Origin of the sequence: Terrimesophilobacter mesophilus, assembly GCF_014200375.1 — a bacterium.
Classification (GTDB): Bacteria; Actinomycetota; Actinomycetes; order Actinomycetales; family Microbacteriaceae; genus Terrimesophilobacter; species Terrimesophilobacter mesophilus.
The window spans coordinates 1,457,718-1,473,908 of the sequence record NZ_JACHBP010000001.1 but is presented as its reverse complement, the minus strand read 5'-3'; the positions used below and the strand labels follow the sequence as shown (position 1 = coordinate 1,473,908).

Annotated in this window: 14 protein-coding genes; 11 read left to right on the top strand and 3 right to left on the bottom strand. The window is 66.9% G+C overall.

From position 1 onward, the window contains the following. The first annotated feature begins 14 nt into the window (after positions 1–14). The 3 genes from purD to BKA04_RS07355 are packed head-to-tail and all read left to right on the top strand — an operon-like array spanning position 15 to position 3,103. A complete protein-coding gene (gene purD / locus BKA04_RS07365; RefSeq protein ID WP_104095834.1) occupies positions 15–1,265 on the top strand; it encodes a phosphoribosylamine--glycine ligase in 1,251 nt (416 codons plus the stop codon). Next, on the top strand, positions 1,262–2,173 hold the full coding sequence (locus tag BKA04_RS07360; protein ID WP_104095833.1) for a phosphoribosylaminoimidazolesuccinocarboxamide synthase: 912 nt from the start codon (positions 1,262–1,264) through the stop codon (positions 2,171–2,173). Before purD ends, BKA04_RS07360 begins: the two co-directional genes overlap by 4 nt. Before the next feature lie 57 nt (positions 2,174–2,230). Continuing rightward, positions 2,231–3,103, top strand: a complete 873-nt coding sequence (locus BKA04_RS07355) for a VOC family protein (RefSeq protein ID WP_104095832.1) — start codon at positions 2,231–2,233, stop codon at positions 3,101–3,103. A 23-nt stretch (positions 3,104–3,126) separates the two neighbouring features. Here the strand turns inward: BKA04_RS07355 and BKA04_RS07350 are convergent, their stop codons facing one another. Next, entirely contained in the window at positions 3,127–3,564 is a 438-nt protein-coding gene (locus BKA04_RS07350; protein ID WP_104095831.1) for an Lrp/AsnC family transcriptional regulator, read from the bottom strand. A gap of 147 nt (positions 3,565–3,711) precedes the next feature. On the opposite strand from BKA04_RS07350, the gene BKA04_RS07345 reads away from it, so the two are divergent. From BKA04_RS07345 to BKA04_RS07335, 3 genes are read left to right on the top strand one after another with little or no spacing between them, the layout of a single operon-like run. Then, a complete protein-coding gene (locus BKA04_RS07345) occupies positions 3,712–4,743 on the top strand; it encodes an ornithine cyclodeaminase (protein ID WP_104095830.1) in 1,032 nt (343 codons plus the stop codon). A 2-nt stretch (positions 4,744–4,745) separates the two neighbouring features. Continuing rightward, the gene (gene ctlX / locus BKA04_RS07340) at positions 4,746–5,732 is read left to right on the top strand and encodes a citrulline utilization hydrolase CtlX (protein ID WP_104095829.1); all 987 of its coding nucleotides are present in this window, start codon (positions 4,746–4,748) and stop codon (positions 5,730–5,732) included. A gap of 9 nt (positions 5,733–5,741) precedes the next feature. Further along, positions 5,742–6,476 carry an SGNH/GDSL hydrolase family protein gene (locus BKA04_RS07335; protein ID WP_104095828.1) on the top strand — a complete coding sequence of 245 codons (735 nt, stop codon included), beginning with the start codon at positions 5,742–5,744 and terminating at the stop codon, positions 6,474–6,476. Positions 6,477–6,508: 32 nt separating this feature from the next. Here the strand turns inward: BKA04_RS07335 and BKA04_RS07330 are convergent, their stop codons facing one another. After that, complete coding sequence (locus BKA04_RS07330; RefSeq protein WP_104095827.1) at positions 6,509–8,029, bottom strand: DHA2 family efflux MFS transporter permease subunit; 1,521 nt, start codon at positions 8,027–8,029, stop codon at positions 6,509–6,511. Positions 8,030–8,124: 95 nt separating this feature from the next. Between BKA04_RS07330 and purS the strand changes: the two genes are divergently transcribed. The 5 genes from purS (at position 8,125) to purL (ending at position 13,676) form a co-directional block, all read left to right on the top strand. After that, the gene (purS, locus tag BKA04_RS07325; protein ID WP_104095826.1) at positions 8,125–8,376 is read left to right on the top strand and encodes a phosphoribosylformylglycinamidine synthase subunit PurS; all 252 of its coding nucleotides are present in this window, start codon (positions 8,125–8,127) and stop codon (positions 8,374–8,376) included. Continuing rightward, a complete protein-coding gene (gene purQ / locus BKA04_RS07320; RefSeq protein ID WP_104095825.1) occupies positions 8,373–9,071 on the top strand; it encodes a phosphoribosylformylglycinamidine synthase subunit PurQ in 699 nt (232 codons plus the stop codon). The genes purS and purQ overlap by 4 nt, the downstream gene beginning before the upstream one ends. A 53-nt stretch (positions 9,072–9,124) precedes the next feature. After that, positions 9,125–10,708: an AMP-binding protein gene (locus BKA04_RS07315; protein ID WP_104095824.1), complete on the top strand. Its 1,584-nt coding sequence runs from the start codon at positions 9,125–9,127 to the stop codon at positions 10,706–10,708. A 79-nt stretch (positions 10,709–10,787) separates the two neighbouring features. Continuing rightward, positions 10,788–11,288 (top strand): DUF3817 domain-containing protein, encoded by a 501-nt coding sequence (locus tag BKA04_RS07310; protein ID WP_232841997.1) that lies wholly within the window; start codon positions 10,788–10,790, stop codon positions 11,286–11,288. Positions 11,289–11,393: 105 nt separating this feature from the next. Continuing rightward, positions 11,394–13,676, top strand: coding sequence for a phosphoribosylformylglycinamidine synthase subunit PurL (gene purL, locus BKA04_RS07305; protein WP_104095823.1), 2,283 nt, complete (start codon positions 11,394–11,396; stop codon positions 13,674–13,676). 65 nt (positions 13,677–13,741) lie between these two features. Here the strand turns inward: purL and BKA04_RS07300 are convergent, their stop codons facing one another. Beyond that, the gene (locus BKA04_RS07300) at positions 13,742–16,129 is read right to left on the bottom strand and encodes a beta strand repeat-containing protein (protein ID WP_104095822.1); all 2,388 of its coding nucleotides are present in this window, start codon (positions 16,127–16,129) and stop codon (positions 13,742–13,744) included. Positions 16,130–16,191: the final 62 nt, after the last annotated feature.

Here is a 16,191-nt window from a genome sequence, read left to right as displayed (position 1 = left end):
GGTAGCCTGTGGGGGTGCGAATCCTCCTGCTCGGTTCCGGTGCGCGCGAGCACGCCATCGTGACCGCCCTTCTCGCCGAGGACGCCGACCACGACGTGATCGCCGCCCCCGGGAACGCCGGCATCGCCGACGACGTGACGACGATCTCCCTCGACCCGGAGAACCCGGCGTTGGTGGCCGACTTCGCGAGCGACAACGGCATCGAGCTCGTCGTCGTCGGTCCGGAGGCGCCGCTCGTCGCCGGTGTCGCGGATGCCGTGCGGGCGAAGGGCATCGCGGTCTTCGGCCCGGGCAGGGCGGCCGCCCAGCTCGAGGGCAGCAAATCGTTCGCGAAGCGGGTGATGGATGCCGCCGGCGTCCCGACCGGCCGCGCCGTGCGCTCTGCCGACATCGACGAGGTCGCCGCGGCGCTCGACGAGTTCGGTGCACCCTACGTCGTGAAGGCGGACGGACTCGCGGCGGGCAAGGGCGTGCTCGTCACCGCCGAACGCGACGCGGCGCTCGCCCACGCCGAACACTTCCTCCAGCTCGGTCCCGTGCTCGTCGAAGAGTTCCTCGACGGCCAGGAGGTCTCGCTCTTCGTTCTCTCGGACGGCTCGTCGGTCGTGCCGCTGACTCCGGCGCAGGACTACAAGCGGGCACTCGACGGAGACCTCGGTCCCAACACGGGTGGGATGGGCGCGTATTCTCCCCTGCCGTGGTTGCCGGCCGGGTTCGAACAGGAGGTCGTCGACACGATCGCGCTGCCGGTCATCAGGCAGCTCGCCGCCGAGGGGACGCCGTTCAGCGGGCTGCTCTACTGCGGCCTCATCGTCACGACGAAGGGGCTGCAGGTCATCGAGTTCAACGTGCGCTTCGGAGACCCGGAGACGCAGGTGGTCCTGCCTCGGCTCACGACGCCGCTGAGCGGGCTGCTCTACGCCGCGGCGACGGGAGCACTCGGCACGGTCGCCCCTCCCGAATTCTCCCGTGAGGTTTCCGTCTCCGTGGTCCTGGCGAGCGAGGGCTACCCGGATGCCCCGCAGGCGGGGCGCGAGCTCTCCGGCCTCGAGGCGGCCGCCGACGTACCCGGCGTGCGCATCCTCCACGCGGCGACAGCCCGCGACGGAGCCCGGCTTCTTGCCACCGGCGGACGGGTACTGAGTGTCGTGGCGACCGCGGACACTTTCGCCCAGGCCCGGTCGCGGGTCTACGAAGCGCTCAGGGTCATCACCCTCGACGGCTCCCACTACCGCACCGACATCGCGGCGAGCGTCGCCCTGTGACGAGCGACGGGTGGACGGACGACCTGGCGTCGGCCGGCTGGGCGCTCGCATACTCCGGCAAGGTCCGCGACCTGTATCGGTCGAAGGAGCGGCCGGGCGAGGTGCTCATGGTCGCAAGCGACCGGGTGAGCGCGTTCGACCACGTGCTCGAGCCCGGCATCCCCGGCAAGGGCGAACTGCTCACGCGACTCAGCCTGTGGTGGTTCGACCGACTCGAGGGCACCCCGAATCATCTCGTCAGCGACCCCGCCACGGCCGGCGGCGCAGCAGGACTCATTCCGGATGCCGTGGCCGGCCGCGCGATGCTCGTGCGCACGCTCGAGATGTTCCCGATCGAGTGCGTCGTGCGCGGCTATCTGGCCGGCAGCGGGTGGACCGAGTACCAGGCGTCGGGCAGTGTGTGCGGGATCGGCCTCCCGGCCGGCCTGGCCTTCGGCGACCGGCTTCCGCATCCGATCTTCACGCCCGCCTTCAAGGCGCCGATGGGCGAACACGACGAGAACATCACGTTCGAGCGCGCGGTCGAGCTCGTCGGACGGGAGGCGGCCGAGGCTCTGCGCGCCATGAGCGTGGACATCTACACGCGCGCCGCAGCGATCGCCGAGGAGCGCGGGCTCATCCTCGCCGACACCAAGTTCGAGTTCGGTGCGGATGCTGCGCCGGGGAACAGCGGAACCGCCGACACGATCACCCTCGCCGACGAGGTGCTCACGAGCGACAGCAGCCGGTACTGGGACGCGGCCGCATGGGCGCGCGGAGATCGCAAGGACAGCTTCGACAAGCAGGTCGTTCGGAACTGGCTCTCCGCCCACTGGAACGGGGATGGCGCGCCGCCCAGGTTGCCGGATGACATCGTCGAGCTCACCGCGGCCCGCTATCGCGAGCTCATCGAGCGTCTCACCGCCTGAACGCACGCGAGGGAATACTTGAATGTTCAAGTAAGTTGTGGTGAACTAGGAGGCATCATGAACCAGAACACGCAAGACATCCTCGCGGCGGACACCACCATGGGCACCGTCACTCTCAAAGTCGCCGATCTCGACCGCATGATCGCGTTCTACCGCGACGGGGTCGGACTCGACCTCCTCGGGCAGGATGTCGACAGCGCGATCCTCGGGCGCCCCGGCCGCCCCTCCCTCATCCTGCAGGTCGCGCCGGAGCTCAGGCACGCCGGCGAGCACGAAGCCGGTCTGTACCACACGGCCTTCCTCTTCGCCGAGAAGGCCGACCTCGCCGCGGCCGTCTACTCGGTCGCCCAGAAGCATCCGTCGAGCTTCACCGGCAGTTCGGACCACTTCGTGAGCAACGCGTTCTACTTCGACGATCCAGAGGGCAACGGCGTCGAACTCTACTGGGACACGGAGCGCAAGTACTGGGAGTGGAACGGCAGTTCCGTGCGCATGGGCACCGTCTACCTCGACCCGAACCTGTTCCTGCAGGAGAACCTGACCGAGGCCGGCGCCACGAAACCCGGCGACGGTGATGCGGGAATCGGGCACGTCCACCTCAAGGTCGGCGACATCCCGACGGCGAAGAAGTTCTACGTCGACACGCTCGGCTTCGAGCCCACGTTCGAGTACGGCAGCCAGGCGCTCTTCGTGAGCGCGGGCGGCTACCACCACCACGTCGGGATGAACACGTGGCACAGCTCAGGAGCGGGCACCCGCACCCCGGCGCTCGGACTCGGCCAGGTGTCGATCGAGATCCCGACGGCGGATGATCTCGGATCCCTCCGCGAACGCCTCGCCGCCGCGCACGTCCAGGTCATCGACGACGGCAACGAATTGCGCTTCGACGACCCGTGGGCGAACCTCGTGCGGGTGCACGCGGCGGCCTGACGACAGCGGGCGATCCCGCCCCCTCAGCGCAGCACTGAGCTGAGCAGAAGGCTCGTCTCTGTGTTGACGACGCCCTCGATCGAACGGATGCGGCCGAGCACGCGGTCGAAGTGAGCGAGCGACTCGGCGCCCAGCTCCGCAACGAGATCCCACCCGCCATTCGTCGTGTGCAGCGAACGGATCTCCGGAAAGCCGCGCAGCTGGCGGATGACGTTGTCCGTCGTCCTGCCCTCCACCTCGATGAGCGTCATGGCGCGCACCGCGAGCGGGTCGAGCTCGTCGCGCACGCGCACGGTGAAACCGATGATGGTGCCGGATGCGATGAGCCGGTCGATCCTCGCGGTGGCGGTCGCGCGCGCCACTCCCAGCGTGCGCGCGAGCTCCGCCACCGGCATCCGCCCGTCCTCGCGAAGGGCGGATAACAGGCGACGGTCGGTGTCGTCGAGACCAGGATTAGCCATAGTGACCAATGGTACTGCGCAGTATGACTGTCAACTGGTCAGATTGTGTACACAGTCTCTCTTGTCGTTGCATATCGACCGGTCATACCGTGAAGACAGAGCTGTGCAGCCTTCACGGTGCACAGGGGCAGTTGTGAGGAGCACAGGATGACCCGATTCGTCGATGTTCACAATATGGTGCGCTGGATCGGCCACCACGGCCCGACCGCCATCATGTCCGGCCTGGTCGGCTACCTCGAGGAGGACTTCCGCCGCTGGCCGGCGTTCGACAAGTCGCCGCGCGTGGCGAGCCACACGCCGTACGGCGTCATCGAGCTCATGCCGACGAGCGACATGGAGACCTATGGCTTCAAGTACGTCAACGGACATCCGTCGAACCCGGCGCGCGGCTTCCAGACCGTGACGGCGTTCGGCGTCCTCGCCGACGTGCACAACGGATACCCCACCTTCATCTCGGAGATGACCGTGCTCACGGCGCTGCGCACCGCGGCGACATCCGCGATGGTGGCGAAGGCGCTCGCGCGCCCGGACAGCACGACCATGGCGCTCATCGGCACGGGAAGCCAGTCCGAGTTCCAGTCCTGCGCCATCCGGTCGGAGCTCGGGATCAACTCCCTGCGCATCTGGGACACCGATCCGGAGGCCATGGCCAAGTTCGTTCGCAATCTCACGCCGCTCGGCTTCGAGATCACTGTCGCGACCTCGGCCGGGGACGCCGTCTCCGGGGCGGATGTCGTGACGACCTGCACCGCGGACAAGACGAATGCGACGGTGCTCACGCACGACATGATCGAACCGGGGATGCACCTCAACGCGATCGGGGGCGACTGCCCCGGAAAGACCGAGCTCGAACCCGCCATCCTCGACGAAGCGACGGTCTTCGTCGAATTCCCGCCGCAGACTCGCATCGAGGGGGAGATCCAGAACCATCCGGCGGACTTCCCGGTGACCGAGTTCTGGCAGGTTCTCACAGGGGAGGCCCCCGGCCGCACGTCCGCGGGCCAGGTCACGCTCTTCGACTCTGTTGGCTTCGCGATCGAGGACTTCACGGCGCTGCGGTACGTGCGCGACTCGGTGGATGCGACCGACTTCTACGAGGACATCGACCTCGTCGCGAACCCCGACGACCCGAAGGACCTGTTCGGATTCGTGGGCGCGTTCGCGCCGGTAGGCGGCTGAGAGTGACCGCGCAGGCCCCCTCCGCAGTCGTCCTGGTGCGTCCGCACCACTTCGACGTGAACCCGGTCACCGCCGCCGACAACGTGTTCCAGACGGCGGAGCCGAACCACTCCGCCGCGCGCGCGACATCCGCATACCGCGAGACGACGGCGCTCGCCGAAGCACTCCAGGCCGCGGGCGTGCGCGTGCACCTGTTCGAGGACGAGCGTACGGACCGCCCGGACAGCGTCTTCCCGAACAACTGGATCTCGACCCACATCGGCGGACACGTCGCCGTGTATCCGATGTTCGCGCCGAACCGCCGGCTGGAGCGCCGCCAGGACATCCTGGACCTGCTCAAGGCCGAGTACCGCGTGCAGGACATCATCGACTACTCGGGGCTCGAGGTCGACGGTCTCTACCTCGAGGGCACGGGTGCGATGGTGCTCGACAACGACGAGCGCGTCGCCTACGTGGCTCGCTCGAACCGGGCAGACCCGATCGCCCTCGAGCGCTTCTGCACCAACTTCGGCTACGAACCCATGGTCTTCGACGCGGCCGATCCCAGCGGCACGCCGATCTACCACACCAACGTCCTGATGTGCATCGCCACCGACTTCGTCCTCGCGGGCGTCTCGATGATGCAACCGGATGCGCGCCGCGCCGAGATCGTCGAGCGGTTGAGCGCGGGCGGTCGGGAGGTCGTCGATCTGGACTTCGACCAGATCTGCGACTTCGCCGGGAACGCCATGGAGCTCAGCGGCACGAACGGCCGGATCCTCGCGATGTCGCGCCGGGGAGCAGACAGCCTCCGGCCCGACCAGCGCGCCGTCATCGAGCGCAGTTGCCGGATCGTGACCGTCGACGTGCCGACGATCGAACTCTCCGGAGGCTCCGTGCGCTGCATGATCGCCGGCATCCACCTCACACCGCGCAGAACCGGCGTCTCACCGGCCGGAATCTCACCGGCCGGGGCCGACGCTGCACCGACACTCTTCGCTTCGCACTAGCCTTCTGGAGTGAAACGCCTCAGCCGGGTGGTCGCGATCCCCCTCGCCCCCGTCCTCATCGCGCAGGCGCGCGACCTTCGGCGCACGATTCCCCGGCTGCCGGATGCCGCCACCCCGTGGTCGGGCGAGCTCGGCGGTCCGCGACCGCTACGGCTGCTCGTGCTCGGCGATTCGACGGCATCGGGGGTCGGCGCCGACACCCAGGCCGATGCGCTCCCCGGCAACCTCGCCCGTGCCATCCGGAGCCGCTTCGACCGCGGTACGGCGTGGGAGTGCCTCGGCCGTAACGGAGCGACAGCGCGCGACATCATCACCGACTACCTCGACGGAGCCGAACGTCGAGAGTACGACCTCGTGTTCCTGACGATCGGAGCCAATGACGCGCTCGGGCTGCGGTCACGCCGGGCATTCTCCCGCGATGTCGCCGAGATCGTCGACCGGATGCGGGCATCCAGCCCTGGCGCGCTCATCCTCGTCTCGCTCATGCCTCGTTTCGATCGGTTCGCGAGCCTGCGCAATCCGGTCAGGTGGAACCTCGCACTCCACGCTGCGAGCCTCGACGACGGTGCACGACGTGCGGTCGCGGGCAGGCCGGGCGTCTTCTCCATCCCGAAGCCCGACCCCTACACGCCGGAGTTCTGGGCGAGCGACAACTTCCATCCGAGCGCGGAGGGCTACCGGCAGTGGGTCGACTTCGCGATGCGGGAGATTCCGGACGAGCTGCTCGCGCGGCATCTCACATAGACGATTCCGAACGAGGGCCGGGGCCTGCATTCTCAGCCGATCGGAGCCTCCGCCGGCTCGTCGCCCGGCGCCACGACCGCACGCGAGCCGCCGCTGTGGTCGGTCCACGCGACCGTCTGCTTCGGCTTCGCGAAGAACAACACGATCACGGCGCACACGAGTGAGATGCCCGCGGGCAGCAGCAGCGACTGCGCCATGGCGTTGCTGAACCCGGTGTGGAGGAACTCCGGGAGAACACCGGAGAACTTCTGGTCACCGGATGCCCCACCCGGCAGCTCCGCGGTCAAACGCACCTGGATGAGCGCTGCGATCGCCGCGCTTCCGAGCACAGAGCCGACCTGCCTCGTCGTGTTGTACACGCCGGCGCCGGCTCCCGCCTGGCTCTGGGGAAGGTTTCGCGTCGCGGTCGTCGAGATCGGAGACCACACGCACGCATTCGCCACGCCCATGACGGCGCTCGGCAGCAGAAGCCAGCCGAACGCCATATCCGGCACCATGAGGACCGAGTACCAGGCGAGAGAGATCGCGAGCAGCACGGCACCCGTGACGGCGATGTAGCGGGGGTTCACCCGATCCACGAGCCTGCCGATGGGCTGTGCGAGCCCCGCGGTGATGACGGCCATCGGCACGAGCATGAGCGCGGACTCGGTCGGTGTGAATCCGAGCACGAGCTGGAAGTAGAACACGAGCGGGAGCGACATGCTCGTGACGGTGAAGCCGACCGCGCTGATGGCACCGTTCGAGAGGGCGAAGTTGCGGTCGCGGAAGAGCGCAAGCGGCAGCAGCGGCTCGCCCCTCTTGTTGAATCTCTGCCACACCACAAAGATCCCCAGCACGACGACACCGGCGACGATGAGCCCCCACACCGAGAACGGCCCGGTGATCGTCCCCCAGTCGTAGGTCTCGCCCTCCTGCAGGCCGAAGACGAGCAGGAACATCCCGACCGCACTCAGAACGACGCCGAGGATGTCGAAGCGGTGCGGATGCGTCTCGAGACGTGGCACGAGACGCCAGGCCAGCATGAAGGCCACGACCCCGACGGGGACGTTGACGAAGAAGATCCACTCCCACCCGAGCGAATCGACCAGGACGCCTCCCAGGACGGGGCCGACGAGCATCGCGACCCCGGAGGTGGCCCCCCACAGGCCCATCGCCTGGCCGCGCTTGTCCGGCGGGAAGATCCGCGTGATGATCGCCATCGTCTGCGGGGTCATCATGGATGCTCCGAGCCCCTGGAACACGCGGGCGGTGATGAGCTGGTCGATGTCCCCGGAGAGACCGCACCATGCAGAGGCGAGAGTGAAGACGACGAGGCCGGTGAGATACAGGTTCTTCGGTCCGAATCGGTCGCCGAGCCGTCCCGTGATGAGGAGCGGCACGGCGTAGGCGAGCAGGTACGCGCTCGTGACCCAGATGACCGCGTTGATGTCGGTGTGCAATCCCTCCATGATCTTCGGGTTCGCAACAGACACGATCGTGGTATCGATCAGGATCATGAAGAAGCCGAGGACGAGCGCCCACAGGGCAGGCCACGGTCGGTAGGTTTTGTTCATCGCCTCGTGAATCTACGCCTACCGTGCGTTATCGCAAAAACCCGCTGCGGCTAGACTCGGTGGTACCACCCGCCTCGCGTTCCCAGGAGTCGCCCGTGCCCACCATCATCGTCGACGTCATGCCGAAAGCAGAGTTGCTCGACCCGGCCGGAAAGGCCGTCGCCGGCGCTCTCGACCGGCTCGGCGATTCGACGTTCTCGGCGGTGAGAATCGGCAAGCGGTTCGAGCTCACGGTCGACGGAGAAGCGGATGACGCGGCCGTCGCTGCGGCCCGCGAGCTCGCAGAATCGCTCCTCTCGAACTCCGTGATCGAGGACGTCGTGAGCGTGCGGGTCGCCGGCGAATGACCCGCATCGGTGTCATCACCTTCCCCGGCTCACTCGACGATCGCGACGCGCAGCGCGCGATCCGGCACGCGGGGGCGGAAGCCGTCGCCTTGTGGCACGGCGACCACGACCTGCACGATGTCGACGCGATCGTGCTGCCCGGCGGGTTCAGCTACGGCGACTACCTCCGGTGCGGGGCCATCGCGAGCCTGTCTCCGATCATGAGCGAGGTCGTCGACGCCGCAGAGCGCGGGATGCCGATCCTCGGAATCTGCAACGGGTTCCAGATGCTCGTCGAGGCCCACCTGCTCCCCGGCGGACTCATCCGCAACGACCACGGCTCCTTCGTCTGCCGCGACCAGCGCCTGCGCGTCGAGAACACCGACACCGCGTGGACCAACCGCTTCGAATCCGGGGCGGAGATCACGATCCCCCTCAAGAACGGCGAAGGCGGCTATATCGCGGATGCGGAGACGATCGCACGCCTCGAGGGAGAGGGCCGAGTCGTCTTCCGCTATCTCGAGGTGAACCCGAACGGTTCGATCAACGACATCGCCGGGATCACGAACACGCGAGGCAACGTCGTCGGGCTCATGCCGCATCCGGAGCACGCCACCGAGGAGGGTTTCGGCCCTGACACGGATGCTGCCATGCGCAACGGCACCGACGGCCTCGCATTCTTCGCGAGCGCTCTCGCAGCACTTTCTCTCGCCTGAACGATCACGCAGGGGTAAAGTCCGAAACACTCAACTATCGAAGGAGATAGAGCGTGTTCGGAAGCCCCTACCCCGACGTCGACATCCCGAACGTCAGCATCTACGACTACCTGTTCACCGGTCTCGCCGACCACGAGCTGGACACCATCGCGCTCATCGACGGGCCGACGGGAGCTCAGACCACCTATCGGGCGCTCATCGCGCAGATCGACGGAGTCGCCGGTGCGCTCGCCGCGCGGGGCATCGGCACCGACACGGTCGTCGCACTGCTGTGCCCCAATACGCCCGCCTTCGCGTCGGTGTTCCACGGAATCCTCCGGGCGGGCGCGATCGTCACCACCATCAATTCGCTCGCGACGGAAGAGGACATCCAGAAGCAGCTGACGGATTCGAAGGCGACCTGGTTCATCACGGTGTCGCCCCTGCTCGCCGGCGCGAAGGCCGCCGCCGCGAGTGTGGGCATCGTCGACGATCACCTCATCGTCATAGATGGCGCCGAGGGGCACACCTCACTGCGCGACCTCCTGTCCGAGGGCGCGACGCCGCCGACCGTGTCGTTCGACCCGGCGACCCACCTCGCCGTGCTCCCATACTCTTCGGGGACCACCGGGCTGCCCAAGGGAGTCATGCTCAGCCATCGGAACCTCGTCGCGAACGTCGAGCAGTCGAGGCCTATCATCGTCGTCGGCGAGGGAGACCGGGTTCTCGCCTTCCTCCCGTTCTTCCACATCTACGGGATGACGGTGCTCCTGAACCTCGCCGTCCGGCAGCGCGCCACCCTCGTGACGATGCCGAAGTTCGATTTCGTGGAGTTCTTGCGCATCATGCAGGACGAGAAGTGCAGTTACGTGTTCATCGCCCCTCCGGTCGCGGTCGCCCTCGCGAAGCATCCCCTCGTCGACCAGTACGACCTGTCGAGCGTCCACACGATCCTGAGCGGTGCAGCGCCCCTGGACGGACGCCTCGCGCAGGCTGTCGCCGATCGGCTCGGCGTGCGGATGATCCAGGGTTACGGCATGACGGAGTTGAGCCCGGTCAGCCACGCCATCCCGGACGATCGGCCGGACCTCGAACTCAGTTCGGTCGGGATGACCCTCCCGAACATCCAGTGCCGGCTGATCGACCCTGCGACAGGCGACGACATCGAGGTGCCGTCCGAAGGGGTGAGCATCCCCGGCGAGCTGCTGTGCCGCGGACCGAATGTCATGCTCGGCTACCTCGGCAACGACGCTGCGACGCGAGAGGTCATGACCGACGACGGCTACCTGCGCACGGGCGACATCGCCACGGTGAATGCGGACGGGGTGGTGACGATCGTCGACCGGCTCAAGGAGCTCATCAAGTACAAGGGCTACCAGATCGCGCCCGCCGAGCTGGAAGCGCTCCTGCTGACGCATCCGTCGATCGCGGATGCCGCGGTCATCGGGGTTCCGGATGACGAGGGCCAGGAGGTCCCGAAGGCGTTCGTCGTGCTCCAGGCCGGCTCGGAGCTCGATGAGGCGGGAGTCATGGACTTCGTCGCGGAGCACGTCGCACCGTACAAGAAGGTGCGGCGCGTGCAGTTCACGGATGCCATCCCCAAGTCGAGCTCGGGGAAGATCCTGAGGAAGGACCTGCGGGCGGCCGAAGCGGCCTGACGGCCTGGTCGTCCATGCTCCGGCATCCGGCGGCCGGCGGGTGGACGGAACGCCCACCCGCGTCTGACACGATAGGAAGGTGACCACAGACACCGCTGCCGCCACCATCACCCGCGTGACCCCGCGCGCCTTCTACCGCGTCGTCGCGATCGCCGAGGCGGTGACCTGGACGCTGCTCATCGCGGGCATGCTGCTCAAGTACGTCGTGCAGGCCGGCGATCTCCCCGTGCTCGTCGGCGGATCGCTGCACGGCCTCGTGTTCGTCACCTACGCCGCCACGGCCGTGCTCGTCGGAGTCAACCAGCGCTGGCCGGTCAAGCTCATAACGGGAGCGGTGGTCACCGCGGTCATCCCCTATGCGACGATCCCGTTCGACCGCTGGCTCGAGAGGAACGGCAGGCTCGAGGGCGGGTGGCGCACAACAGCCGCCGACGATCCGCGCGATCACACCTGGATCGACCGGCTGTTGCGGTGGTTCCTGACCCACCCGGCGATCCTTGTCACGGTGTTCATCGTCGCCGTGGTCGCGATCGTCACGGTGCTGCTGATCCTCGGGCCTCCCGGCGGCTGGAACCGGTAACTCCGGATGCCCCTGCCGCCCTCGGCGGGCACCGCGCGCCGGTAGGCTGGAGACGACCGGCATCCTCCGCCGAGCGGCACACCGCCCGGCCCCACGTCCTGGAGCATTCGCGCTGTGACCGATACCGTGGCCAACGCCATCGCGACCCCCGACCACGAACAGCCGTACGCCGCGCTCGGGCTCAAGGCGGACGAGTATGCGAGCATCCGGGAGATCCTGGGTCGCCGCCCGACGAGCGGCGAGCTCGCGATGTACTCGGTCATGTGGAGCGAGCACTGCTCCTACAAGAGCTCCAAGATCTACCTGCGGCAGTTCGGCCAGAAGGTCTCTCCGAAGATGAGGGAGAAGCTCATGGTCGGCATCGGTGAGAATGCGGGCGTCGTCGACATCGGCGAGGGCTGGGCCGTGACCTTCAAGGTCGAGTCGCACAATCATCCGTCGTTCATCGAGCCGTTCCAGGGTGCAGCAACTGGTGTCGGCGGGATCGTGCGCGACATCATCTCGATGGGTGCGCGGCCGGTCGCGGTCATGGACCAGTTGCGGTTCGGACGCATCGACCACCCGGACACCGCACGCGTCGTGCACGGCGTCGTCTCCGGAATCAGCTTCTACGGCAACTGCCTCGGCCTGCCGAACATCGGCGGCGAGACGTACTTCGACGCCTGCTACCAGGACAACCCGCTCGTCAATGCCCTCGCCGTCGGCGTGCTGCGGCATGAGGACCTGCACCTGGCGAACGCGCGCGGCGTCGGCAACAGGGTCGTGTTGTTCGGGGCGCGCACCGGCGGCGACGGAATCGGCGGGGCGAGCATCCTGGCCTCGGATACCTTCGCCGAAGGCGGGCCGACCAAGCGCCCGGCCGTGCAGGTCGGCGACCCTTTCGCCGAGAAGGTGCTCATCGAGTGCTGCCTCGAGCTCTTCGCCGGCGACCTCGTCGAGGGCATCCAGGATCTCGGCGCCGCCGGCATCAGCTGTGCGACGAGCGAGCTCGCCTCCAACGGCGACGGCGGCATGTTCATCGAGCTCGACAAGGTGCTGCTGCGCGACCCGACGCTCACGGCTGAGGAGATCCTCATGTCGGAGAGCCAGGAGCGCATGATGGCGATCGTGCAGCCGGAGAAGCTCGAGGCGTTCCTCGCCGTGACAGCGAAGTGGGATGTCGAGACGAGCGTTCTCGGCGAGGTCACGGATACCGGGCGGCTCGTCATCCACTGGCACGGCGAGGAGATCGTCGACGTCGAGCCGCGCACCGTCGCGATCGATGGCCCCGTCTACGAGCGACCCGTGGCCTACCCGGCGTGGCTCGACGCGCTGCAGGCCGACTCGGCATCCGCTCTGCCGCGCTCGAACGATGTGGACGTGCTGCGCACACAGTTCCTGCAGCTGCTCGGCTCGCCCAACCTCGCCGCGAAGTCGTGGATCACCGACCAGTACGACCGGTACGTCGGCGGCAACACGGCGCTCAGCCTCCCGGATGACGGCGGCATGGTGCGCGTCGACGAGTCGAGCGGTCTGGGCTTCGCGCTCGCCGCGGATGCCAACGGCCGTTACGCCCAGCTCGACCCGTACCAGGGCGCTCGCCTCGCCCTCGCCGAGGCCTACCGCAACGTCGCCGTGACCGGCGCCGTGCCTGCCGCGGTGAGCGACTGCCTGAACTTCGGCAGCCCGGAGAACCCCGAGGTCATGTGGCAGTTCTCCCGCGCCGTGGAGGGCCTGTCCGACGGATGCCTCGAGCTCGAGATCCCCGTCACGGGCGGCAACGTGAGCTTCTACAACCAGACCGGCGACGTGCCGATCCACCCGACGCCGGTCGTCGCGGTGCTCGGCGTCATCGATGATGTCGCCCGCCGCGTTCCGAGCGGATGGCAGGACGAGGGCAACAACATCTACCTGCTCGGCACGACATCCGAGGAGTTCGACGGTTCGGCGTGGGCGGGAACCATCCACGGCCACCTCGGCGGGCTGCCGCCTGCCGTCGACCTCGCGCAGGAGAAGCGGCTCGCGGCGCTGCTCGCCGCGGGTGCAGGCCAGTCCCTCATCGCCTCGGCCCATGACCTCTCCGACGGCGGGCTCGCCCACGCCCTCGCTGAGAGCGTGCTGCGCTTCGGGGTCGGGGCCAGGGTCTGGCTCGGTGACATCCTGCACCGGGACGGCGTGGATGTCGCAACCGCATTGTTCAGCGAGTCCACCGGACGCGTGATCGTGAGCGTGCCGCGCGAGGATGACGTGAAGTTCCAGGGGCTGTGCGAAGGGCGCGGCTACCCGGTGCTGCGCATCGGCGTGACAGACAAGCTGTCACCGGCTCTCGAAATTCAGGATGTCTTCACGATCGGCATCGACGAACTTCGCGGCACCCATAGCGCGACACTTCCCGATCACTTCAGCTAAGTCGCACTCACGGTTGCACCGTGAAAGAGATCTTCTCGATCACGCGTGCTCTCCGGACCACACTCCTACTCGAGGAACGCCACTGGACGCTGACGCCGGCGATTGGTGACGACAAAGAATATGCCGACCGTGGCGAGCAGCGCTGCCAGATTCAATTTGATCCACAGCCCACCGGAGAGTCCGGTGAATGCGAGCTGACTCCCGGCTGCGCGCACGGTGAGCGGTTCTCCGAACGTTCCACTGGTCTCCGCGTCAAAAACGAGGGTGTGGTTTCCGCCCGCCGCAGCTTTCGGGATCGTAATGGTTGCGCTGAGCTCCCCCGCGATATTCGCGTGGAACGTTCCCAGCGTGACCGGGCTCGAGTGAAGAACGATGGTTATGCCCTCGTTGGGCGCGAATCCGGTACCCCCGACGACGATGTCGTCGCCAGCATTCACGGACGAGCTCGACAACGTGATGATGGGCGGTGTGACCGTAATGGTGACGGTCGCCTCAGCAGAGGTTCCCGCGTCGTTTGTGCCGGTGTACGTGAAACTGTCCTGACCGGAGTATCCCGCGTCTGGCGTGTAGGTCGCGCTGTGGCCCGTCACCGTCACGGTGCCGTGGGTTGCGCCCCCGGCATCAATGCTCGTCGCTGCCGGTCCGCTCACCAGCAGTGGGATCGAGTTCCCGCTCGAGTTGGATGCGACCACCGCTGATGTCGCCGCGACGCCGGGTGCGGACGTCGCGCCGATCTCGAGAGAGAACGTGCATTGGTTTCCGTCTGAGCCCATCGCTCCAAGGTCGATGCCGTCGGTGATATTCGAGTGGGTTCCCACGCAATGAGTCGCAGTCGTGGAGGTCACCGAATACCCACTTGCGAGATTCCAGGTCACCTGAACATCCTGGCCCTCCTGTATCAAGTCGCCATTCGACAAGACCGCATGAGTCGTTGTGTTGGTGATGGTCAGGACAGCCAGAGGAGTTCCTTCTGCGTCGACGGTTTTGCCATCGGCGTCGCCGTAATTGGCGATCAGGCTCACAAAAACGGGCGAGACGGTGATGAGGACGGTTGCCGTGGCGGACGTTCCGCCCGCGTTGCTTGCCGAGTAGGTGAAGACATCCGAGCCGACGTAGTTGGTCGCTGGCGTGTAGGTGATCGTCGTTCCCGACGCACTCGCCGTCCCGTGCCCGGCAGCACCCACAATGGCAACCGAATCAGCAGCGCCGCCCCCGAGAATCAACGTGATCGGATTGTTCGAGCTGTTCTCGGCGACCGTCGCCATCACGTCCGCCGTGCTCGGCGGCGCTGGAAGCACGGTGACTGTCACCGTAGCGGCCGAGGACGTCCCGCCGGCGTTCGTCGCGGCGTATAAGAAGCTGTCCCCGCCGGAGTAGTTCGACGCAGGAGTGTAGGTCATCGACGTTCCCGACGCGCCTGCGATGCCATGGGACGGCGCGCTCAGGATTTCAACACTCTCGGCGAGTCCGCCACTCAGGTTCAGGGTGACGGGGTTACCGGAGCTGTTGTAAGCCACGACAATCGATACCGCACCCGCAACAGGCGTTGGCGGCACGACCGTGATCGTGACCGTAGCGGGGGAAGAGGTACCTCCCGTATTGGTCGCCGTGTACTGGAACGCGTCCTGACCGACATAGTTGGTTGCTGGCGTGTAGGTGACCGTCGTTCCCGACGCACTCGCTGTCCCGTGCCCGGCAGCACCGACAATGGCAACCGAATCGGCTGCACCGCCCCCGAGAATCAACGTGATCGGATTGTTCGAGCTGTTCTCCGTCACCGTCGCCATCACGTCCGCCGTGCTCGGCGGCGCTGGAATCACCGTGATCGTCACGGTAGCTGCTGAGGACGTCCCGCCGGCGTTCGTCGCGGTGTATGAGAAGCTGTCCCCGCCGGAGTAGTTCGACGCAGGAGTGTAGGTTATCGACGTTCCCGTCGCGCTTGCGGAGCCATGGGACGGCGCGCTCAGGATTTCAACACTCTCGGCGAGTCCGCCACTCAGGTTCAGAGTGACGGGGTTATCCGAGCTGTTGTAACCCACGACAATCGATACCGCACCCGCAACAGGCTTTGACGGCTCGACCGTGATGGTGACCGTAGCGGGGGAAGAGGTACCTCCAGTATTGGTCGCCGTGTACTGGAACGAGTCCTGACCGACATAGTCCGTCGCTGGCGTGTAGGTGACCGTCGTTCCCGACGCACTCGCCGTCCCGTGCCCGGCAGCACCGACAATGGCAACCGAATCGGCTGCACCGCCCCCGAGGGCCAACGCAATCGGGTTGTTCGTGGTGTTCTCCGTCACCGTGGCACTCACTGCGCCGGCTGTGGGAGGTTGCGGGGTGCCTCCTCCGCCGCCTCCGCCGTCGCTGATTAATGCGAAGCTGACATTGGCGGGTCCCGCCAGTGTGAGAACTGCGACGGCAAGCGCGGCTAACGCGAATTTTACGATCTTCATCGACGGGTCCTCTGGCGGGTGAGAGAGTTTCAGGTCAAATCGTAGTCCTCGGTACTGCGCTG